The following is a 22,578-nucleotide window of genomic DNA, read 5'->3' on the forward strand; positions in this document are numbered from 1 at the left end:
CATCGCTGCGCGATGGGCAAGCGAACACCCGCGCTGCGCGCGGGCGTTGCGCTCCGCCCGCGGGAGCGCCGGCGGGACGCTGCGCGTCCCGCTCACTGGCCCGGCTGCGCCGGGCCAGTGACGCTCCGTCCGCTGCGCTCCCGGAGCTGGGGGCCTGCGGCCCCGGGGTGGCCTCCGCTGCGCTCCAGCCACCTGATGGCGCTACGCGCCACGAAGGCCGGACGCCGCTAGCGCGGGCCGGTCAACGGGCCTTCGGCCCGGGCGCCTACAGAGACTGGGGCTTGTGCGGTCCGGTCACGGTCTGTCAACAGGCCACACGGCCCCGCCCAAAGCAGGCGTGACTGGGGCCTGGCTGACGCGTGAGCAGGGTGACGGGCCCTCAGGCATGAGCGTGCCGGTGGGTACTCGGCAGCTTGTGCGGGGCAGTGTGGTGCACGGGCCGGCCCGTTGCGGGAACGGCGAGACGCCGCAGGGCGAGGCTCGCGGTGACGAGCAGTACGGCGAAGACGGCCAGGAGGAGAACGGACACCCACATCTGCCGGCTCCCCGGAGCCTGCCAGCCCGTCCAGGCAGTGGTCCCCGTCCACAGCAGAACGGCCGCAGCGTAGAAGGAGCGGATCCGGCGCAGCTGCCGCACGGCCCGCAGGAACTGGATGCGTTCGGTCTTCGGTGCCATGCGGCACCGTGTACCCCCGATGCGTGATGCCCATCGGGGTCGGGTGAGGTCTTGTGGAAGTGCTCTGTCGAGAGATCACGCATGTCCGCATCTCGATGTGATGCAGCATGTAGCATTGGCGTAAAGCGGGGACACCCGGTAGTGGGGATTGAGGGCGTATCGGCTTCGGCGCGTTAGGTCCGTGGCCCGTCTGCTATCTGACAGCCACGGCCCATCAGGGCCAGTGGAGAGGGGAAGGGCGCCATGGGTTCCGATGCGCTGAGGCCGGGCTCCTGGCCTGAGGTGGAGCCGCGGACACCGGCGCATCAGGCCGTGGAGATCAGTGAGTACGAGACCCTCTCCATACTCCTGGATGCTGAGGCGGATCCGAACGAGGTGTGCTTCGGGCTCACGTTGCTGCCCCAGCGGCTGCTCCAGCGCTTCCTCACCCTCACCCCGGCCAAATCCGCAGGGAGCGCGCGTGACGAATGATCACGGGCCGTCGCCCCTCGGCCCGGGCTCCCCTTACAGCGACGCCTCGATCTACGTGGACGCGGATGCCGCCCCGCGGATCATGGCCCGGCTTCGAGACGCCCTCGGCCTCGTCGAGGACGACGGTCCAGAGCTGGCAATCGGGCCGGTGCGCGTGACCGGCGAGCCCAACGACTACGCCACAGGCCGGCGCGCTCACCCCTTCGACTTCCTGGAATGGCCGACCGTGCTGGAGTGCGAGGCCTCCGAGGGGACACGTGCCGAGGTGGTGCAGGCCGTCACGGCCGTGCTCGAAGCGCTGTGGCACGGTGGCTTCAAAGCTGTAGCCGCCTGCGACTTCGAGGACGAGTTGCCCGCGCGCGGCGGGATCGACAGGTACCCCTACCTCGCTCCTGCCCCCGACGGGGGCGCGGTCTTTTCGAGCACGGGTACGTGGTGGAAGAACCTGATGTCGCCCGGAAAAAGGAAAGGTCGAAATCTGTGATCAGTCTCCGGGAACATCAGGTGACCCAGAAAACGGCCATTCGGGAGTGGGTCAAATTCTTTGCAAGATCTTCTGCGCCCGGGCAGGGGGCTCGGGGCACGCTGGTGTCCGCGACCGGGTCGGGCAAGACGATCACGGCTGCTGTGAGCGCGCTGGAGTGCTTCCCGGGCGGGCGGATCCTGGTGACCGTGCCGACCCTGGATCTGCTCGCGCAGACCGCCCAGGCGTGGCGGGCGGTGGGCCACCGGGCGCTGATGGTGGCGGTGTGTTCGCTGGAGAACGACCAGGTGCTGGGCTCGCTGGGGGTGCGCACCACCACGAATGCGATCCAGCTGGCGCTGTGGGCTGGAACCGGGCCCGTGGTCGTGTTCGCCACCTACGCCTCGCTGGTGGACCGCGAGGACCCGGAGGACCCGACGGGCCAGCGGACGGTCCGTGGGCCGCTGGAGGCCGCCCTGGCGGGCGGGGAACGGCTCTACGGCCAGCAAATGGCCCCGTTCGACCTCGCCATCGTGGACGAGGCCCACTCGACCGCAGGCGATCTTGGTCGGCCGTGGGCGGCGATCCACGACAACCAGCGGATCCCCGCCGACTACCGGCTCTACCTCACCGCCACCCCACGGATCCTCGCCTCACCCCGACCTCAGCACGGGAAGGAGGGCCAGGAGGTGGAACTCGCGAGCATGGCCGACGACCCGAACGGCACCTTCGGGGCCTGGCTTCCCGGCGCCGAACTGGGGCTCTCGGAGGCCATCGAGCGGGGCATCCTCGCCGGATTCGAGATCGACGTCCTCGAGATCCACGACCCTCCCCCGCCTCCGGGGAAGCCGAGGAGGCACGGCGAGGCCGGCGCCTGGCGCTGCTACACACCGCACTTTTGGAACACGCCGCGGCGTACAACCTGCGTACGGTCATGACCTTCCACCAGAAGGTCGATGAAGCTGCTGCGTTCGCGGAGAAGCTGCCGAAGACCGCAGCCGCGCTGTATGCGCGCGATACCTCGGCCGAGGACCTGGCGGCCGCGGAGGAGCTGCCCGCGTCGTCGATCGGCGCTCAGTTCTACGAGCTGGAGGCAGGCCGCCACGTCCCGCCGGACCGCGTCTGGTCGGCGTGGCTGTGCGGCGACCACCTCGTGTCCGAGCGGCGTGAGGTGCTGCGGCAGTTCGCCAACGGCATCGACGCAGAGGGCCGACGCGTGCACCGGGCGTTCCTCGCCAGCTGCCGAGTCCTTGGGGAAGGCGTCGACATCACCGGCGAACGAGGCGTGGAAGCCGTCTGCTTCGCGGACACCCGCGGCTCGCAGGTCGAGATCGTGCAGAACATCGGCCGGGCACTCCGGCTCAACCGAGACGGCTCCACCAAGGTCGCGCGGATCATCGTGCCCGTCTTCCTCCAGCCCGGCGAAGACCCCACCGACATGATCGCCTCCGCCTCGTATACGGGGTTGGTCGCTGTGCTCCAAGGCCTGCGCTCGCACGATGAACGACTCGTGGAGCAGCTCGCCTCGCGTGCCCTCACCAGCGGCAAGCGCAAGGTCCACATCCAGCGCGACGAGACCGGCCGGATCATCGGGACCAGCGGCGTCGAGGGGATCGAGGACCAGGGGCAGGACGACACCAGTGCGGTCGAGTCCGCACTGCTGCACTTCTCCACCCCCAGGGACGCGGCCACGATCGCGGCGTTCCTGCGTTCCCGCGTCTACCGGCCCGAGTCGCTGGTCTGGCTGGAGGGCTACCAGGCCCTGCTGCGCTGGCGGAAGGAACACGAGATCACCGGTCTCCACGCCGTTCCGTATGACGTAGAGACCGAGGTGGGAGCGACGAAGGCGTTTCCGCTGGGGCGATGGGTCCACCAACAGCGGAAAGCCCTGCGGGCCGCAGAGCTGCAACCTCGGCGCAAGACACTGCTGGACGCGCCGGAGGCCGGCATGGTCTGGGAGCCCGGCGAGGAAGCCTGGGAGACGAAGCTGGCGGTGTTGCGCTCGTACCGGCGCGCCACGGGGCACCTGGCCCCGAGGCAGGACGCGGTGTGGGACGACCCCGCCGACGGCAAGCCTGTCCCCATCGGTCAGCTACTGGCGAATCTCAGGCGTAAGGGCGGCCTCGGCAAGAAGTCCGAACGGGCGCAGACACGGGGCGCCCAGCTCTCCGGGATCGACCCCGACTGGAACTGCCCCTGGCCACTGGACTGGCAACGCCACTACCGCCACCTCGCCCACCTCGCCGCCGACGAACCCGGCGGAATCGTGCCCGACATCGCACCCGGCGTCCTCTACGAAGGCGATGACCTCGGCAATGGCTTCAGCGGCAACGCCGCAGTTGGGTGGAGCTCTCCGAGGGACAGCAGCAGCGGTTGACAGCGATGGGCGTACAGCCCGCCCAGGCGCCGCCTCCCGCCCCCGCGACAAAGGGCGCGGCAAAGGGGCCGACCAAGGCGCAGCAGGCCTTCCAGCGCGGCCTGGCAGCCCTCGCCCAGTGGGTCGAACGGGAGGGCGCCCAGCGGCCCGTCCCGCGCGGCGCGGTCGTGGAGCTCGTGGTCGACGGCGAGGCCGAGCCGGTACCGGTGCGCCTGGGCGTATGGGTATCGAACACCCGCGCCAGACGCGACAAGCTCACCGCCGAGCAACTCGACGCGCTGCGGGAGCTGGGCATGCAGTGGGCGTAGCCGGGGCCGGCGGACCGGCCAGTCACCGGTATGCGGCAAGGACTGTGGCAAGGGCGGCCGCGAGCGTCAGGGAGGCGGTGAAGGCTGCGGCACACGGGTGAGGGCGGTGGGGTAGCTGGCGCCGTCCATGCGGGCCAGCCTGACCGCGCCTGTTGCTACGAGTACAGCGACAAGGAGCTCCTCGGCCACGCACACATCGGTGTCACGGCCGCCGTCTACGCTCATGTCAGGCTCCGCCTTCAGCGCGACGCCATCGACACCCTCGGCACCGTGCTCAACGGCCCGACGATCACCGAGACGGCCAACGGCAACGGCGACGAACCACCACCCTGCCGCCTCGTCCGCTAACGTTGCCGTCAACTACTGCCGTCAAATGCCCCTGAAGCCCCACCGGTCACATTTGGTGGGGCCTCAGGTTTTCCGAAGCAAAAGCTTCGAGATGCGTTCAGGGCTGATCAATTCCAGCCTTGGGAGCCCTTCGGGTACCGGGTCACCTACCCGCCAGCGCCCCGAGCTCGATCCCGCAATTCCGGCGACAACGCCTCCGAGGCTGCCATTTCGAGGAGAAGCATTCGGGTGGCCTCTTGATCAAAACCCTCTTGCCGAACCATCTCGATAGCCCAAATCGCGGCTAGCTCCATCCAGTATGACCGGCCGGACTTCCACGCCGTCTCCACTGTCAGTTCGATGAGCTTCTCAGGGGTTGGCACGCCACCCTGACCGAGATGTTCCCACGAGCGGGAAAAATCGGCCAGGCATGCAGAGAGGTCCCGCTCCATGTATGGCCACATGGGAACGAATCCCGATCCCACTAGGGAGGACCGGCCTTCCGACTCCACACCTACGCCGATCCGACCATCGGGCATGACCCCAATCCACGCCCCGTCTCCCCGATACACCACTGGAGTCCAGTTTCCCATCTCAACCCCACGGCCTGTAGTCGAAGTCAATCCCTTGATCGCTCATAAACTTCTGGAACTGCTGGCGTGTAGCGTCCGTCCACCTGTGGCCATAGTGACCACTATTTTCCGTGAACACTAGGCGGCCGTTATCTCGGAAGAGTGTGCCACCCAGCACTGTTCCCCTGTCCATGCCCGCCTTTTCTGCTAGTTGCTCGTGGGGGCTGAGGCCTCCGGGAATTCTTTCACGATCTCCCGCCAGGAACCTTCCGGCGCCGGAATCGAACACGAATTCAGTCTCCGGCTTCGTTGAGGTGAAAGCCCTCAAGGCATCAGCAGTTCCCTCGCCCGGCCCCAGAATTACGTCACCACAGTTGCTGTTGTGAACAAGTACCGGAGTGGTCCCCGCCAGCACATAGTACGTGTGGATGTCGTCGACGGTCAGATTATACGTACGAGCCCGCTGGGTGTATGGGTAGTTCGCGGTGACGGTGACGGTGGTGCCAGCATCAGTGATCAGGGACGTGCCTGGAGTGAGGTCCTCAGCTTTGGTCCACTGCTCCTGCGAAGGTGTCCAGAACGGGTGTTCATGGGTTGCGATCAGGGTTTCGTCGCCGCTGTCGGTGGCGATTGTCAGTTTGTTGAAACGCTTGTCTTTATCGGTGCTGATGAGGTCAGTAACCCGCCGCGGTCCCTCTTCGCCCGTCTCCGGATCTTTAGCCAATACTTCATCGCCGACTCGAATGTCTTCGATGTCCTTTTTCTTGCCATCGGCCATAAGTACGTCCGTGCCAGCCAGGAAACAGTTGCAGCTTCCCTTTCTTGTTCCACCGGCGGCCCTTCCCTTGCTGAACACGCCGGCCGATATACCCACGGCTGCAGTCATCTTTGCGAACGAAGCCCAATGTTGCTTCCAATTTGAGCAGCGGGTTGCGTAACACGCATGCATTAGCGCTTCGTAGATGGTCTGCTGGACACCGAAGTCTCCTTCGTGATCGACGAGGGAGCCAATTCCGTAGGGGGCCGAATTTTGTTCAAGCTGACCATAAAAGGCTTGCACGAATCTTTGCAGATCTTTTGTTTTGCTCGGAATGTAAAGGTTAGGGAGGAGTGTGATTTGGCCGTCGTCATCGAGGTCTACTGGACCCGCACCGCCCTGACCTTCATTGTTCCAATTCGGGGGCGGTGTAGAAACACCTTCGTTGGGCCGACCGTTGCCCTTGGAGCCGTCGGGGCGTTGTGGACAACCCTCTGGTGCTCCGCCAGCTCCGCCGCAACCGAGGCCCATACCTGAAGGGTCGGAGAAGGTGAGTGGATTGTTTGCGCCGTAGCTGTAGCCGTTGAAGGTTTGGGGCCTGTTGGCTTCGAGTAGTGGGTCGACACTGATGAATTGGCCGATGGTGGGGTCGTATTCGCGGGCGTCGATGTGGGTGAGGCCGGTGCTGGTGTCGCGTGTCTTTCCGAGGAACCCCTTGTCGTCCGGCCAAGGGCCGTATAGGGGCTTGCCGCGGTCTTCACCGAATGGGCTGGTGTAGCGCTTGGTGAATTTCTGGTCGAGTCGGTCGACGGCGAGGCTGGAGGTGCCGTGGTGGTCGCTGATGAGGAAGGTGACCTTGGTGGCGCCGGTCTGGTTGGTGCGCATGCCGGCGGTGATGCCGTCGGCGGCGTAGTAGCGCTGGGCCCAGGTGGTGCCGTCGGCGCGGAGGTGGAGTTCGGTGGTGCCGGCGTAGAGGACGCGTTCGCCGTTTTCGGTGGTGCGGATGAGGAGGGTGCCGTCGGCGCCGTAAAGGTAGTCGGTGGACTGGTCACCTTCGGTGAGCCGGGTGAGCTTGCCCTCGTCCGACCAGGCAAGGTCCTGCGTCGAGTCGTCGGCGACACCGGGGCGCTGGGTGGTGTTGCCGGTGGTGTCGTATGTGTAGGTGCGTTCGGGGTTGGTGCAGTCGGTTTTGGTGGTGGTGCCGGTCAGGGTGTGGGGCTGGTTGGTGTTGGTGTAGCAGTAGGTGGTTTTGGTGGTGGCGGTGCTGGTGTGCTGGGTTTCGGTGGTGCGCTGGCCTGCGGTGTTGTAGGTGTAGCTGGTCCAGTAGGGGGCCGCGCCCGAGAGTGCGCTGGCGTTGCGGGTGTCGGTGCAGTTCTGGGTGGTGGGAGTCCAGGCTTCGGTCAGGCGCTGGTGGGCGTCGTAGGTGAAGCACTGGGTTTCTGGGCTGCTGGTGCCGCCGAGGGTGGTGGGGTCGCTGATGGAGGTGACGTTGCCGGCCTGGTCGTAGCTGTAGTTCAGCTCTTGCAGGTGGTAGTCGTGGGTGTGGTCTTGGGTGAAGGTTTGGGTGAGGCGGTCGGTGCCTTCTTCGAAGCGGTTGGCGACGTAGACCCGGTCTTCGTCGGTGCCCATGGTGAGCAGCAGCGGTTTGGCCAGGGCTGAGTAGTCGATCTCGGGCAGGTAGGTGCCGATGGCGGTGAGGTTGCCGAGGTCGTCGTGCTTGTAGCCGACGATTTCGGAGGGCAGGCCGCCCAGGGCTGGGTCTGTGGTCTGCTTCAGTGTGCCGTCGATGTTGTAGTGCGTTTCCGAAGCGACCGTGGCAGGCTGGCCGGCTTTCACGAACGGGTCACTAGCCGGCAGCTGCAGTTCGGTGTTGGTGGCGCGACCCATGGTGTCGTAGGCGGTGACGGCCTGGGTGTAGGCGGCGCCGCTCTTGCCGCCTATGTAGCGGGTGGACGAGGTCGGCAGGCCCTTGAGGAGGGTGTCGTAGGTGTAGCCGGTGAGCTGGTTGGCGTCGGTCTTCGAGCCGGACCAGGTGCCGGTGGGGCGGCCGAGTTCGTCGTAGGCGCTCAGGATCGACTTGCCGCGGGAGTCGGTGGCCTTAATGACCTGGTCGACGGCGTTGTACTGGCTGGTCGCCTTGCCCTTGTCGGGGTCGTCGGTGCTGGTCTGGCGGCCGAACAGGTCATAGCCGTACGTCCAGGTGGCGCCATCGGGGCCGGTGATCGTCTTCTGTCGGCCGTCGAGACCGTAGGTGAACTTTGTTGTGGTGTAGCTGGTGCCGGGGCCGGTGCCGAAGTCGGTGTCGGCGGGGCTTTCACCCGCGTAGGTGCGGGTTTCGGTGGTCTTGCCGCGGATATCAATGATGGTGCGCTGGGCGGAGCCGCCGTCGAGGGCGGTGGTGGCGGTGGAGTCACCGGTGTAGCTGGTGGTGGTGGCCCACTTCTTGACGCCGCCCACGTAGAAGGTGCTGGTGGTGGGGCGGGCAGCGCCGTCGAAGAGCGTCTCGGTCTGCTTGGGGGCGCCCCCGTATTCGGCCCGGGTGTAGGTGCCGTTGGGAGTGCTCTTGTTGTCAAAGATGTCAGCGAACGACCTGTAGGCCAGACCGCGAGTGTCGTAGTGCGTGTCGGTCAGCAGCCGTCCGCCATCAGGGGTCGGGGACTGGGTCTGCAGCGGACGCAGCAGCGAGTCGTACACGGCGTAGCTGGTGACGTAGGTGTCGCTGTTGGTCAGGGTGGAGGTGGACACCCAGGACGGATTGGTGTTGTCGAGGTGGTAGTCGAAGGTGACGTTCGGCTTCTGGCTGCTGCTGCGGTTGGGCAGCCTCACTTCCTTGACCCGGCCGAGCGCGTCGTACTTCTGCTCGGTGAGCTTGGCGTTGATGTCGAAGCTCATCGTCGCCAGGCCGCGGCGGGGGTCGAGGAAGGTGTAGGAGCGGTAGCCCTTGGGGTCGGTCGAGACCGTCTTGGTGAGGGGGCCGGCGTCGGTGGGTGTGTAGGCGGTGGAGGTGGTGCCCCCGGCGGTGTCGGTGACGGCGAGCGGGCGGCCGAGGGTGTCGTAGGTGGTGGTGGCGACGGTCTGCCAGCCGGACGGCTGGCGCTGCCCGTCGCTGTCGGCGGTCGCGGTGTAGCCGGTGGCGCGGCCGGTCCAGGTGGCCTGGCCCTTGGTGGGCTTCTGGGTGGCCAGCCAGGTGGTGGCGTCAGTCTTGTCGTAGACGGTCGCGGTATCGGCGAGGATGTCGCCGGAGGTGGTGCTGGTGGCGGGCAGGTTCAGGCTGGCGTCGGTGACCGAGCACTGCTTGGCGACGGTGCGGGTGCGGGAGACCAGGCTGGTGATGCCGGCCTCGGGGTTGCGGGCGTACCAGGTGCGGGTGCAGGTTTCGTCGCCGCCCACGGCGTTCTGGCCGTAGTCGTCGACGGCGTTGACCATGCCGAGGTCGTCGTACCGCTTAGTGGTCACATGGCTGCGCCAGGCCTGGGTGCCGGTGAGGTAGGTGCCGGTGTTGGTCGTGGTGTTGCGGATCCACAGGGCGGTGTGGTCGGCGGCGTCCGGGACGGTCTGGGTGGCGGTGTTCTTGTAGGTGTAGCTGTTGAAGACGCTGCTGATGGGCTGGCTGCCGTTGTAGGTGACCTGCTGGCGCAGCAGGCCCTTCCAGCGGTCCACGTCCGAGGTGCCGGAGAAGTCGACGTCCGTGTCGAGCAGGGGGTTGACGGTGACGGATTTGGTAGTGCCGTCCTTCTTCTTGTCGCCGTGCATGCCCTGCAGGTAGAGCGAGACGCTCTTGGACCGGGTGCCACCGGCGGCGCCGGTATAGGCGGTGACCTGTCGGTAGCCGCGCCAGTCGGACCAGGTCCGCTCGTCCTTGGGGACGAACGGGTCGTCGTTGTAGTGCCAGGCGCCGCCGCTGTAGGAGTAGGCGTACTCGACGGCGGGGTTGGTGACGGCGGCGTCGTGGACACCGACGGCGGTGACGCGGTACTTGTGGAACCAGTCGATCGCCGCGGTCTCGTTCCCGTTGATGTGCCAGTACTGCGGGTAGCAGGAGCGGGTGTTGGTGTCCGGCGCCGCGTCCAGGACCTCGCTGCGCGTGCACTCCGGTGACGACAGGGTCACCGCGGTGACGGCGCCGGTCTCGGAGGTGATGGTGGAGATCCGCGGCCGGGTCAGGGGCAGGATGTCGTCGGTGCCGTCGACGCGGTTCGGCCGCGTCTGATACGTGAACGTGAGGGGGTCGACCGTGATGGCCGTGTCGCCGGCCTTCGCAGTGCGCTTCAGGTCGGTGAGGGTGAGGACCTGGTCGGAGCTGTCGCCGATGTCACCGCCGTCCAGGTACTTCTCGGTCAGGGCCCAGGAGTCCACCGGGTCGTAGGCGCTGCTGGTGGCGTTGTAGGAGGAGGTGTCGATGCTGGTCAGGCGCTTGCGGGTGAAGAAGGACGGACCGGCGGCGTTGCATTCGTCGTCGTCTTCGGAGCAGATCGCGTCGAACGGCACGTCCGGCCAGTTCTCGGCGGTGTCCTTGGTCAGGCTGCCGCAGTCGGAGGCGGTGCAGCGTTCCTTGTAGGTGAGGGTGACCTTGGCGTCGGCCTTGTCGGTGAACAGGGCGTCCTTGCGCAGGCCGTACTCGATGCGGTCGAGGTGGCCGCCGCGGTCGTAGGGTTCGCTGGCCTTGGTCGCCTTGTTCTTCTTGTAGTAGTTCGACTCCTTGGTGTACCAGTACGTGGAGGCGTTGCCGCGGGTGTCTTCGACATAGTCGAGGTTCCAGCGCCAGGCCTGGGTCAGCGCCCGGTCGGCGAAGGTGTCGCCTCCGCTGTAGCCGGGCTCGCCGGAGTCGTCGCCGAAGACGGGCACGGTCCAAGTCGAGTTGGTGCGCTGGGTGCCGGCGCCGTCGAGTTTGTTCTTGCCGAAGACGTACTTGGTGCCGTCGCCGGTGGTGACGGTCCAGTATTCGCCGTTGTCATCGTCGTTGTCGGCGCCGGTGGAACGGGTCACCGTGGAGGCGTCGTCGTCTTCCAGGTGCCACGTGCCGCTGGTGTTGTCCTTGACCAGGCGGGTCGACTTGCCGTTCAGGACCAGGCTCGCATTGTCGTACTTCCAGCACTGGTCGAAGACGTCGTCGTGGCCGTCGTCGTCGCAGGAACCGTAGGTGCGGGTGATGTAGGACTCGGTGAGGGTGAAGCCCTCGCCCACCGATGTGGTCTGGTTGTTCGTCGTGGCGGTGCGTCCGTCGACACTGCCCGAGTCGTACGACAGCGACAGGGGCGGCACCGGGCCCGCCGCAGCCGGGGGCATGGTGAAGTCGTAGGACCAGGTGAAGGAGCCGGAGCTGCCGCCTGCCTGCCAGGATGAGGACTCCGACAGCTTCGTCGCCGAATAGTCGCCCGCGCCCTTGGGTGACTGACCTGACCCGGCCGAGGCAGCCGTCACCGCCAGCACCGTCGCGTTCGGGGCGGCACTGCCCGCCTCGGCCAGCAACTGAGCGGACGGCCCGGCGGTCGCCTGGCTGAGGGTGACCTTCGCAGACACCGCCTGACCGTTGAGATCGTTGTCGGAAGGAACGGGCGTCTGCTTGCGGCACTCTGCCTTGTCCGGAGTCGTCAGCACACAGGATGGCAACTGGACCAGGTGCAGCCGTTGGGACCAGCCGCCACCGATCGCCGAGGCGAAGCTGCTGTAGTCCACGCGGACGTTCGCTGTGCCGGGTGTTTCGGCGGCGGCTGTGAGCAGGACGCCGATCACCCCGGCCTTGCGGGCGGTCTTCTGGTCCAGGACGGTCAGCTGTGCCTCGCCGTCCGCTTGAGCGGACGGGGCGGTGGAGCGCTTGCTGGTGCCGGTGGTCGGAGTGATGGTGACAGGCAGGCCACCCGGAGCGATCTTGGCGCTGCTGCCGCTGTTCAGCGTGAGCGTTGTCGTGGCCTGCTTCGGCCAGACGGCCTTGCGTTCTGCTGTTGCCTTCTTGGCCTGCTGGGCGTTGGCCTTGCGTTCCTTGGCGACCTTGGCCCGTGCCTTGTTCGCGCCGGCCTCGAAGGCTTTGACCTTCGTCACGGGGGACTTGGGCACGTCGGGGCGGCCCAGGCCTTCCTGCTCCGCGGCCAGCGCAACCTGCGCCAGGCCGGTCGGGACGATCAGCGCCAGCGCCACTGCCTGCGCCAGCAGCCGGCCCCTGCCGTGCCGGCCTGCTCCGTCCCGGCGTCTTGAGGTGCCTATGCCAAAGACCATGGTTCTTGCCCCACCCAGTCCCTACGAAAGAAGTCCGTCGCGCAGCCTGCCGCCGCGTGTGCCATCGCTTGATGTGGTGCGGGGCGGACGCCGGTGTCCGCCCCGCACCGTTTGACCGTCAATCGCCCACGGTTGTCTCGCTGATCTGTTCTGGCGTCGTCATCGCTCCGGCCCACAGACGTGCCTCGCGCACCCGGGCGGGCAGGTAGTGCTGCCATGTCCCGCTGCTGAAGCCCTTGCCGAGGGCGAAGTCTCCCGTTCCGGCCTGCGCGGTGAAGACCTGGGGTGTGCCGTTGGCGATGTTGCCGACGTAGAGGGTGATGGTTCCGTCAGCGGCGTTGAAGACTCCGGTCAGCCGGACCATGTCATCCATGGCTGCGCTTGTTTCCGAGGCCACGGCATCAAGGGTTCCGTCGGCGTTGAGCCGGCCGAAATACCACATGCCCTCGGGCACCGTCTTCGGCTCCCCGTTATCGTCGAGTTCGGTTCTGGTGCCGGTCTGCTTGTACCAGATCCCCCACGCCGAGCCGTCCGCGGTGCGCTGGCCCAGGACCTGCCCGATGTAGGGCGCGGACTTGGAGGCGAGCTTGTCCGGGTCCAGAGCCGCCAGGGTGGTGACGGTGAACGAGCCGGAGTCGTCGACCAGCGGTCCTGGCGCGGTGGCTGCGTCGTCCACGCCGTCCAGGGTGATGGCCTGGTCGTTCAGCGACGCTCCGCCGGTCAGGGTCAGCGATTTGCCGTAGCCCGAGGCGATGCTGTCGGGGATGGTGGTGCCGCTGCCGTGCTCGGCCGACCAGTCCGCCACCAGTTCCACCGCCGCCCGGTTCGGCGAGTTCATCGGCTGTGCCAGGTCCGCGATCTCCTGCGGCTGCAGAGCGCGCTGCCACACGGCGGGCTCATCCACGTTGCCCTTGAAGTAGTCGCTGTAGGTGTCCGACCAGTGCATGCGGCCCATCTGCAGCGGGCCGGTCGCCGCCCACGCGGTCGTGTAGGGCGCGGTGCCCTGCAGCTTGCCGTTGACGTACAGCCGGATCTCCTGCTTCTCCGCGTCGTAGACGCCGGTCAGAAGAGTCCACGCTCCGATCGTCGGCGCGTTGGCCGAGTTGACCTGGGCGTATGACCAGGTGTCGGTGACCGGGGCGTCCTTGTTGACCGCGCGCAGCGCCCATCTGCCCTTCGAGTGTTCGTAACCGAGGGCGAAGGGGCTGCGGTGTTCGCCGTCCTGGCTGAGGACCGTGGAGTTGTGGGTCGGTGCCTCGGTCAGCCGTGCCCACGAGGAGATCGTGTAGGAGGCCCGGGTCTCCAGGACCTGGCCGGCCGTGGCCGCGTAGCTCGTAGTCCCGTTCAGGGATAGGGCCTTGTCGGTCTCGGGCGTCTGGGAAATGTCGTTGCGGTCGTGGGTTTTCTCGCCGAGACGGCCGTGGTCGTCGCGTTCCGCTCCCCCGGCCAGGCTCGCGTCGTCGGCGTCGTCCACGGTCTTGGCGGAGTCGAGGGCTGCTCCGTCATTCTCCGAAAAGTCCCAGCGCCCGACTTCCTTCTCACCGACATCGACGAAGAAGTCGACCACGGAGGCCGCCCCAATCCTGCCGATCACGTCCTTGGGCATCACATACAGGCTGTACAGGCCCGCTTTGGGTGGCACGATCGTCACGATTTTTGTGGAGCCCTGCACCGTAGACCAGCCGTCATCGGAGGACAGCCGGTACAGGTAGGCGGAGTTCGTGTCGCCTTCGGCAGGTGCGAAGGTGAACTTGCCGGCCGTCCCGGGCCCGCCACCGGCCTTGCAGTCGTTGGTCACGCACTCGCTGTACGGTGCTCCGACCGTGATCTTCGGCGCCTTGGGGCGTGTCGGGTCGACCTTGAAGAAGCAGAAACCGTTGGAAGGGTCGCTGCTCAGGTGGGATCCGTTGTTGTAGTAGGACCAGGTCCAGGCGTGGTAGCGGTACAGCTTGCCCTCGGCCAGACTCGACCAGTTGAGTGAAACACCCTGGTTGTCCCCGACGTACCCCGTGGAGGGACTGAGTGAGCCGGTCGAGGGCGGGGTGACGTCCGACCAGCTCGCGTCGGCGTTCTTCACGTCGACATCGAAGTACACCCGAAGCTGTGCCTCCTTCTCCCCGCCGGCCTTGGTCTGCGGAGTGGCCTTGAGGTTCGGCGCGGGGTAGGAAACGATCGCCGGGTCACTCTCCGTCCTGTTGCAGACGGGCTTGGTGCTGCTCCCGCCCCCCTGCAGTCCGACATCGCTGGGCTTCTCCGGCAGGCCGACGAAGTCGACCGCGAGGACGGCGTCGTTCTTGAACCGCTTCCACGCCGAGGCGTCCGACTCGTCGTGCGCCCGGATCTCCAGGGTGAGGCGGGAGAACTTGCCCGCGGCGAAGCTCTGGACGGTCGGAGTGAGGTTCTCGTTCGATTCCTCCGGGTTGTCGTTGAACTCGATAGGTGCATCCGGCGAGTCCGGGTCGCACAGCGAGCCCCTGCCCGCCGACACCCACCGGTCGCCCATCCAGTCGAGCTCCTTCGGCCGTGCCGACCACGTGGTGGAGGAGGAGATGTTGTTGGTGCGGACCAGATCCACCCAGCGCGGATCGCACTGGAACGCCCACGGCTCGGTGACCCGGAAGGTGGCGTCCAGGATCTTCTTGCCTGCCAGCATTTCGGGGGAGAACTCGAAGTACAGCTTCTGCACGTAGCCGGGGCCGCAGTAGTAGCCGGACCAGGAGCCGCACTTGCCCGCGCCCTTACCGAGGTCGTCCTCGCCGTTGCCCCAGCCGTAGGACTCGTAGCCGTCACTGCGCAGCAGCGTGCGTTCCGACTCGCCCCACGTGATCGGGGGGTCGATGAAGACCGGGAAGGCCGAGGGCTTGGTGGAGGTGAGCATGTCGGTGTTGGGGATGACCGACACGGCGTCCTGGGTGACTTCGACGTCGATGCGGGCGACCGTGTCCCCCTGGCCCGGTTCCTGGCCCGAGCCGGACGGTGCGCTCTCCGCAGGGTCTGACGGCTGCCCCTCCGGGGCCCCGCCCGGAGCGTCGGCGGACTGTACGGTCACCAGCTGCGGCTGGGTTCCGCCGTTGGCGTCCTGGCCGGCCGAGTCCCACATCCGGGCCGGCGGCGCCTTGAAGACCGTGGTGCCGTTGCCGTCGACCGCGGCCAGGTTTCCGGCCGCGCCCTCACGGACGGTCAGGTTCTGCGTGTCCAGGCCGAAGGTGAGCTTCTCCAGCTCATCACTGGCGGCGGCCTCGGGGGTCTTCACCACGAGGACGTACTTGAAGCTCTCCGGCGTGGCGGTCACCTGCAGGTCGACGTCCTTGAGCACCTCCGGGTACACGGCACTGGGCCCGTCCAGGCGCGGGGCGGGCAACTGGCCCGGCCAGTCCAGCGCCAAGGAGCGTCCCTGGTCCTCGATCCGCGCCAGCGGGCCGGTGTCACCGCCGCCGGAGAACGCCATCTGCACGGCAGCCCCCTTCGGACCCACCGTGCCGTCCGAACGCTTCACCAAGGTCGGATCCGGCGCCTGCCACCCGCCCCCAGTCTCTGGGGCACGGACCGGGGTGGAGGACTCCTCCAGCGTGAACGTGTGACCGTCCGGATTGGCGAAGACCGTCGTGCGCGCCGTGCGCTCCCCGGTCACCTCCACCCGCTGACCAGACTCCTGCGCCTGCTCCAGGGCCTTCTGCCCCTCCGACAACGGAGCGGCAGGCGGCTCGTCCTCAGCCGCGGCATAGGCCGCCGGGCCCGGGACGACGGCCGCGACGACCGTCATGCACACCGCCGCAGTCAGACCGGCGCCAACAGCGCGCCCGCGCCTTCCGTCCGGTCTCCCCGCACGGCCCCTCCGTCCGGGCAGCGCTCGCTGCCCGGCCCGCAATGGGTTCCACATCCCCACCACACCCCGCCCACAAGATTCACAAAGTAGCCAGAGGTAACTAACGCCCCAACAGAACGCCAGGTCAACGGGAAGGAAACGGACATCAACACGCCAAGTTCCGGAAGGCCACGTGAGGAAGCCCACGTTTGAGCATGGTTGTACGATGCATGATCACGTTTCTGCATCCATCACGCCCCGCTTAAGCGGCAGCCTGACCGCGGAGACTCGTCTCCAACGTGTTGCCTCTGCTGTACGTAAGCCCCCGGTCGCGGGCAGTCCGACCCACCCGGGGTCAGGGCTCCCAGCTACCAGAAAGGACGATGCGCGCGCCGCGCAACGGGGGTTGTAACCCATTCGCGGGCCAGCGCGATGAGCTGCTCACGGATGGAGTTGACCGCGCTGTTGCGGGCCTTGAGGTACGCGACGGCGGCAGTGCAGGCAACGGCGCAGCTGGAGTGTTCCAAGCCAGCAGCAGCGACCCAGGATGCGGGCCAGGGCGGCGGCGCGGGCATAGGCGCCGTCGTAGACGGGTGTCGAGCAGTTCACCGCGGGTGGCGGGCGACGGCTGCGACGGGCACGCCGTAGTCACCGGCAGCCGGGGCGCGGTGGGCGGACCGTTCTGCCACTTCAAGGGACCAGGACTCGTCGACGTGCAGGATCACGCGGCGACGCTCGGCGGGAGTCGGCGCACGGAGCGCCGAGCCGCAGCGCCAGCCACCTCCGGGCTGTCGAGGTCGCGCAGATGAGAACGTCGCGCGGGACCGTTGCGGGCGTCCTCTCGAAGCGACGTGGGGAGCGGAGGCAGGTTGAAGGGTCGGGTCAGAACGGGACGTTGGCCGATAAGCTGAGGCCACGATGAGCAGGGAAGACAGAACTGAGACCGCGTGCCGGATCTGTGGGCTGGACGCCGGAGATGTGCTCTTCGATGAGTACGGCCTTCCGCTGTACGTCATCTGCCCGTGCTGCCACAACGAGTCCGGTATCGGCGATGGCAACCTCTCCCAGATCCGCGCGCTGCGCAGATCCTGGGTCACCAACGGTGCCCCGTGGCACAAACCAGAGGCGCGGCCGGCCCCCTGGCACGTGGTGCTTCAGCTCGCCAACATTCCCTCTCACTGGCGTTGATCAACCCTGCTCCGCCGGATCGAACGTGCTCGTCGAACGGTTGCGAGGGCAGACGGCAAAACGGATGTCGGCGGGGCTCACTCGGCCTGGTGGTGACGGTCATCGCCGTAGTAGTCGTCGTCTGCTTCTCCGGGCCCCTCTGGGCCTTGATCATCACAGGATGTTTCGCAGCCTGGTTCGTCCTCATGCTGGTCCTCATCCGCACCGCTGAGGAAGGCAGAGAGGCACTGCGCCGGGCGTACATGCTCACCTTCGGCTGTAGCGACTGCGTCTCACCCTGACCGGCACCGCAGTCTCGGCGGCTCGAGCTGGTGGCGGTGGACGGCGGATGGAAAACACGTTGGCCGGTGCGCCGTTGTGCTGCAACGATGCTCTTGTTTCTCCAGCGGAGGATATTTGTTCGTTTTTCTGTGTGCTGGCTGCGGAGCCAGGCTGACCATCCCGTTGTCGCAGGTCGCGCTGCCGGCCCACGCTCATCAGAAGTACGGGAACGGAATCCAGCTCCCGGTGCTCATGGAGTCGGGCACCTTCGCCGTGGACCCCGAGCCCTGGGGGCCACCGTGGCGGCGGCCGGAAGAGATCCATCCGAAGGAAGCGACCGCCCGCGGTGTCTACGCACCGGTGTTCGCCCTCTCCGACGGTGCGCCGGGCGCGGCCGTCATCGCGCCAGGCGACGCCAGCGGCACGATGCTGATCCCGGATAGACGCGCCAGCGGCTACTGCTGCGGCCTCGACGGCGCCGACGGCCCCAACGTGGCGTGCGTGGAGTGCTCGCTTCCCGTGGCGAGCCGGATCGACGACTGCTCGCTCTGGCAGGCGACGTGGCTCGCCCCGAACGCCGTATGCCGCGTCCCTGCGGACGGCACCGGCACCGACGCCGCGCCGCTTTCCTGGTCTGAGCTGATGGAGACAGGTAAGGGCACGCCCCCGTTCGAGCCGATCGCCACGTGGGCGTCGCGGTGCGGGGCCGGCCACTGGTCGAACTACTGGTGGTCGTGGAGCCCGCAGTGGGAGGCAGCAGCCGGCCAGGCGCTCGCCCACCTGCTGGCGGCATCGGAGGGCCAACCGGTCACCGTCCCAGGCGGCTTGGTCGGGCAAGTCTTCCAACGCGCGCTTGACGCCCTGCTGCCCGCAGGTGCGCCGACTCGGTGCGCCGCACTGGCCGGGCCGCGTCTCCCCGCTCCCAGCGAAGACGTCTCCATCCTCCTCGTGCCGTCCCATCCTCAGACGGGGAAGGCCTGGACCCCGGCCGTCCCGGCGCAGTACCAGGTGCCGCTGCCGTTCGGGGTGTGGCTGTGGCTGGCCTTCCCCGAGCCGGACCTGCCCGTCCCGACGTCAGGCGTGCTCCCTGACGGCGCCCTCCGCGACGACTTCGATCCACCGGCACCGCACCCCCATCACCTGTTCCGGGCCGACCCGGAAATATTCCGGCGCACCCTGGTCCGGCTACCGGCCACCCGCAGCCCATGGCTGCGCGCGATCCTCAACAACCTCACGCACCACATGCGAGCTGGCCTCTTCTAACCGCCTGACGAACTGCAGGGACATGCAGATCCAAGACACCGCCCGCGTCCCACCCGCTCCGGGAAGTGTCGGGGACGGGACTTCTACACCTCCGCAGCGGCTGCGAAGTGGCTTCGTACCCCCGCGCTCTTCCTACACCGGGACCCGGGTCCACCTGGAAGTCCACTCAAGGCTCGTGGTGTGGTGGCGCGGGACCTGTCCAAGCTTCAGGGGATCATCACGCAGTGGTTCTCGATGACCCTGCCACCACGGTCGAGTCCGCCGCAGACGGCCAGCCTCGGATAGGCCCTGATCTCCCGATTAACAACGAACCGCCACCGCGAGACGTTCGCCTTGCTCCCCCGGTAATCACCGACGAACGCACGCAGCGTCCCCGGCAGGCCGTCCCTCGTGGTGACGGTGACGTCCTGGACGTAGTCGCGGCCCTGGTAGGCGGTGGCGACACAGATGTACGTACCACAGGTGGACTTCACCTCGGCACTCGCCGGCGCCGCCGTCATCAACAGCAGCCCCACGGCGGCCGTGAGCGCAGCCGTGACCGTGACGATCCGCCGTCGTGTCCTTCGTACTGATGTCATGACCCTCCCCTTTGTTCGCGTGCTCCGGCATCCCGTGGATATGAGGTGGGCCCGTGCGTCGCGGTCTGCTCCGGGCAGCCGCCCGCCACCTCGCGCAGCGCCGCCGCCCCGGCCTCGTCCGCCGACAGCGCGCAGCGGAGCTTCATGTCTTCCCACTCGGCGAGGTAGCGGCAGTACGCCTCACCCGTCGGCGGCAGCCCCTCGGCCGGCTCCTGGTCCGACTTGGACTGGTGGGAGCGGGCGGTGCCCGCGACGAGACGGGTGGCGGCGCCTCGGTCGTTGGAGTACGCCTCTGGCCGCTGCGACGACCACGCCGCGGCGCCGCTGTCCCAGTCCTCGGCGAACAGGACCACGTACTCCCCCACCCCGGTCACGGGGCCGGCTCGTACGTCACGGTCTGCTCCGGGCAGCCGGTAGTTACCTCGCGCAGGGCGGCCAGTTCGGCCTCGTCCACCGACAGGGTCCAGCGGAGTTTCGTGCCCACCCACTCGGCGACGTACCGGCAGTGCACCTCACTTGCCGGGGGCAGCCACTGGGCCGGGTCCTGGTCCGACTTCGACCGGTTCGAGCGGGCCGTGACCGCCACCAGACTGGTCGCGGCGCCGAGGTCGTTGGCGTACGCCTCCCGGCGCTGCGCCGACCACATGGAGGCGCCGCTGTCCCAGGCTTCGGCGAGCGGGCCCATGTGGTCGATGTCCAGGCCGGAGGCCGAGGTCACCCACACCTGGTCGTAGTACGACCACCAGCGGCCGCCCGTCAGGCGGCACTTCGGTCCCACCGTCGGCGGTTCCACCGCCTCCGCGATCAACACCTCCGCGCGGGTGTTGCATCCGTCGGACGGGTTCGCGCCGGCGTTCCAGTGCTTGAAGGCGTCCCGGTCGTAGCCCTCCCGGGACTCGACCGCCACCGGCAGACGCACGATAGCCTCGGACAGCGGGAGCGTCTCGACCGCGTGGGCGGGCGTGGAGACGGTCAGGGGCAGGACGGCGAGAGCAGCGGCAGCCAGGCCGCGCAGCACAGACTTGAGCATGCACCGTTGATAACGGCCCTTCAGGGGGCGCTGTCAGGCGTTTGGCGAGTGCGCCGCCCGTGTGGGTGCACTCGTCATACCGGCCAACGATCAGCCGAGCCTCCTGCACGGTGGGCGGTCAGCCTGGCCTGTTACGGTGCCGGGAAGGGCGGACTGGGCCAGTGCTCGTTCGGTCAGGTCCTCAGCACCCCGCCGGTGTCCTCATCGACCAGGGTGACGGTACATCGGTCACGCTGCCGGTTGGGGCGCTTCTGGTTGCAGCGCGGCCGTGCCAGCCTGGACGACCGGGGCACTTGATCGGCTAGCAGGCGGGGGGAAGCGTGGGGGACGTTGCGGTGCAGGTGGTCAACGTCTTCGAGGGCCGGTTGAAGTGGCGCTCTCGCTACCTGATCCGCAGAGCCCGCCGACAAGGCAGGACCGGCCTGCTGATCCAGGTGGACCTGCGCGACCCTCCCCGCAGCATGTCACCCAGGCGGTGCCTGGTGTCCGTCACGGAAGGCGAGCGCCAGGTCTGCAGCGTTGAGCGGAGCACCATCAGAACCGTTCGCTTCGTTCCTCTTCTCCCAGGCCGGCACTCACTTCGGCTTGAGGTTCTTCGAACCTGCAGGCGAGGTTCCACACAAGTCGAGCGGACAGTGGTGCTCGGCCAGGGAGACATAGTGCTGGCGGCCTGCGAGCCGGTTCAGCCGAACGTCTTCTACCGGCGCAGTCCCGAGGCGGACAGATGGAGCCTGCAGATCCTCAAGTAGCACCCCCATCGGCCGCACAGGTCGACGACCGCCCGCTTCGCCCCCTAGAAGCTTGAGCCCGTCTGTAGATGAAGCCGCGCACCCGCGCCTGCGGGTCTCGTCATGCTGACCGGCCCAGGGTTGCCGGTCTGACGCCGCCGCTGTCGGATGCCCCAGTTACGGTGGCCGGGTGAACGGATCGAATGCGCCAGCCGACGTGTCCGCCCACCACGGCGCGTTGTTGCCTCTCCTGGCTTCCAACCAGGAGGTCATCGACTTCTTCGCCGGAGTTGCGGATCTCGACGCGGCCAACCCGGCCGACCACCAGCTGGAAGACGGGGTCCGGCTCGCCACTGGGGCCCGGCTGGAGCAGTTTGCGCGGGCAGGATCAGGTGACGCGTTCTGCTTCGTCGGCGAAGGCGGGGAGGAACGCCCCGTGGTGTACATCAGTCTCGACGGCGAGGCCGGACCGCTCGCCCTCGGACTGCCAGAAGCGGTGCGGCTGTGTCTGGTAGCACCGTGGTGGCGGGACGCTCCCGGCCGGACAGCCCAAGAGCTCCAGGCGGTCGCCGACGAGTACCGGCAAGACATGCCAGACCTCGACGGACTACGAGACCGCGCGGCCCGGGCGCTCGGCCTCGATCCGGCCGGACTGCCGTCCGAAGCGGCAGCCCTGGACCGGCTCCTGGAGCTTTCCCAAGGACCGGTCGCCGCAGCCTGTCTCGTCGTCGGATACGAGGGCGATCCACTCGATCCCCCTGTTCGCCAGCACCCCCAGCTGACGCAGGCTGCCCGGCCACCCGGGCCCCAAGCCCTGTGGCTCGGCCAACGTACCGGGCAGCCCGGACCACAGACGGCTGTCCGCAAGCGAGTAGTCAAACTTCGGTGCCACGCGCCCGAAGTCCGTTGGCACAGGACACCCGCTGCTCATGACGGCGTAGTTCGATCTTTGCCATCGAAGTTTGTGTGACTGCGCATCTACATCGGCACTGACTACGGCAGACTTATGGGTCATGCCGATACATTCCGCCGCTGACTACACGCGTGAGACGGAGAGCGAGTGGCAACTCCTTCGTACGGAGGCGAGCGAGCTGTCCTACTCCTGGGCACCCACCTACCGGAGCCTGATCGAAACCGCGTACGCCGAGCCGGTACTACGCAGTCTCTACCCGTTCACCAGCCACTGGGCGCTGCGCTTCTCCACCACCGCACGCCCGGAGCTGACCCCGACAGGGCCATGCCTGACAGCCAACAGCGACGGCACGTACGGGGTGGGTACAGGCATGCTCACCCCGGACCTCGGCCTGTTCGCCGCCCCGCGCGAAGCGGTGGCACTGGCCGTACACCACCTGCCGCCTGGACCCGAGCCCCTCACCGACTGAGCACGCTGCTAACCAACCGCATACGCGGCAGGCCCGCACGCACACGCGCTGACGACGAAACCGAGGTCACCCGCCCCCGCATGGGGAGGAGGCCCCGGAATCGTCGGCCAGCAAGCTGGGCAGGGGCCTCACGCCGTACCACTCCACAACGCCCCGACGGCACCGCCCGGGCATCCCGC

The 22,578-nt window shown here is 67.6% G+C and carries 12 protein-coding genes and 1 pseudogene; 7 read left to right on the forward strand and 6 right to left on the reverse strand.

Annotated elements, in window-relative coordinates:
• Positions 1–379: 379 nt before the first annotated feature.
• Positions 380–676: a hypothetical protein gene (locus ACGH52_RS00005; protein WP_121700721.1), complete on the reverse strand. Its 297-nt coding sequence runs from the start codon at positions 674–676 to the stop codon at positions 380–382.
• 243 nt (positions 677–919) lie between these two features.
• Here ACGH52_RS00005 and ACGH52_RS00010 point away from each other — a divergent pair, with 243 nt between their 5' ends.
• The 3 genes and pseudogenes from ACGH52_RS00010 (at position 920) to ACGH52_RS00020 (ending at position 4,295) form a co-directional block, all read left to right on the forward strand.
• A complete protein-coding gene (locus ACGH52_RS00010) occupies positions 920–1,147 on the forward strand; it encodes a hypothetical protein (protein WP_121700720.1) in 228 nt (75 codons plus the stop codon).
• Positions 1,137–1,631: a hypothetical protein gene (locus ACGH52_RS00015; RefSeq protein ID WP_399936520.1), complete on the forward strand. Its 495-nt coding sequence runs from the start codon at positions 1,137–1,139 to the stop codon at positions 1,629–1,631. The genes ACGH52_RS00010 and ACGH52_RS00015 overlap by 11 nt, the downstream gene beginning before the upstream one ends.
• Positions 1,628–4,295, forward strand: a pseudogene (locus ACGH52_RS00020) (Helicase associated domain protein). The gene ACGH52_RS00015 and the pseudogene ACGH52_RS00020 overlap by 4 nt, the downstream one beginning before the upstream one ends.
• Before the next feature lie 921 nt (positions 4,296–5,216).
• Here the strand turns inward: ACGH52_RS00020 and ACGH52_RS00025 are convergent.
• Both ACGH52_RS00025 and ACGH52_RS00030 read right to left on the reverse strand, forming a co-directional pair.
• The gene (locus ACGH52_RS00025) at positions 5,217–12,164 is read right to left on the reverse strand and encodes a polymorphic toxin-type HINT domain-containing protein (RefSeq protein WP_399936522.1); all 6,948 of its coding nucleotides are present in this window, start codon (positions 12,162–12,164) and stop codon (positions 5,217–5,219) included.
• Between the two features lie 118 nt (positions 12,165–12,282).
• Positions 12,283–15,927: a LamG domain-containing protein gene (locus ACGH52_RS00030; protein WP_399936524.1), complete on the reverse strand. Its 3,645-nt coding sequence runs from the start codon at positions 15,925–15,927 to the stop codon at positions 12,283–12,285.
• Between the two features lie 960 nt (positions 15,928–16,887).
• Here ACGH52_RS00030 and ACGH52_RS00035 point away from each other — a divergent pair.
• Together ACGH52_RS00035 and ACGH52_RS00040 are read left to right on the forward strand one after the other, a co-directional pair.
• A complete protein-coding gene (locus ACGH52_RS00035) occupies positions 16,888–17,157 on the forward strand; it encodes a hypothetical protein (RefSeq protein ID WP_076972320.1) in 270 nt (89 codons plus the stop codon).
• 396 nt (positions 17,158–17,553) lie between these two features.
• A complete protein-coding gene (locus ACGH52_RS00040; protein ID WP_399936526.1) occupies positions 17,554–18,681 on the forward strand; it encodes a hypothetical protein in 1,128 nt (375 codons plus the stop codon).
• A gap of 206 nt (positions 18,682–18,887) precedes the next feature.
• Here the strand turns inward: ACGH52_RS00040 and ACGH52_RS00045 are convergent, their stop codons facing one another.
• The 3 genes from ACGH52_RS00045 to ACGH52_RS00055 are packed head-to-tail and all read right to left on the reverse strand — an operon-like array spanning position 18,888 to position 20,289.
• Entirely contained in the window at positions 18,888–19,259 is a 372-nt protein-coding gene (locus tag ACGH52_RS00045; protein ID WP_210976164.1) for a hypothetical protein, read from the reverse strand.
• The gene (locus ACGH52_RS00050) at positions 19,256–19,633 is read right to left on the reverse strand and encodes a hypothetical protein (protein WP_399936528.1); all 378 of its coding nucleotides are present in this window, start codon (positions 19,631–19,633) and stop codon (positions 19,256–19,258) included. Before ACGH52_RS00050 ends, ACGH52_RS00045 begins: the two co-directional genes overlap by 4 nt.
• On the reverse strand, positions 19,630–20,289 hold the full coding sequence (locus ACGH52_RS00055) for an HNH endonuclease family protein (RefSeq protein WP_399936530.1): 660 nt from the start codon (positions 20,287–20,289) through the stop codon (positions 19,630–19,632). Before ACGH52_RS00055 ends, ACGH52_RS00050 begins: the two co-directional genes overlap by 4 nt.
• Before the next feature lie 918 nt (positions 20,290–21,207).
• Here ACGH52_RS00055 and ACGH52_RS00060 point away from each other — a divergent pair.
• Together ACGH52_RS00060 and ACGH52_RS00065 are read left to right on the forward strand one after the other, a co-directional pair.
• A complete protein-coding gene (locus tag ACGH52_RS00060) occupies positions 21,208–21,987 on the forward strand; it encodes a hypothetical protein (protein WP_399936531.1) in 780 nt (259 codons plus the stop codon).
• Positions 21,988–22,030: 43 nt separating this feature from the next.
• The gene (locus ACGH52_RS00065; RefSeq protein ID WP_399936533.1) at positions 22,031–22,399 is read left to right on the forward strand and encodes a DUF6193 family natural product biosynthesis protein; all 369 of its coding nucleotides are present in this window, start codon (positions 22,031–22,033) and stop codon (positions 22,397–22,399) included.
• The last annotated feature ends 179 nt before the right edge of the window (positions 22,400–22,578 follow it).

Source organism: Streptomyces sp. BBFR25 (assembly GCF_044590125.1).
Taxonomy (GTDB): Bacteria; Actinomycetota; Actinomycetes; order Streptomycetales; family Streptomycetaceae; genus Streptomyces; species Streptomyces canus_D.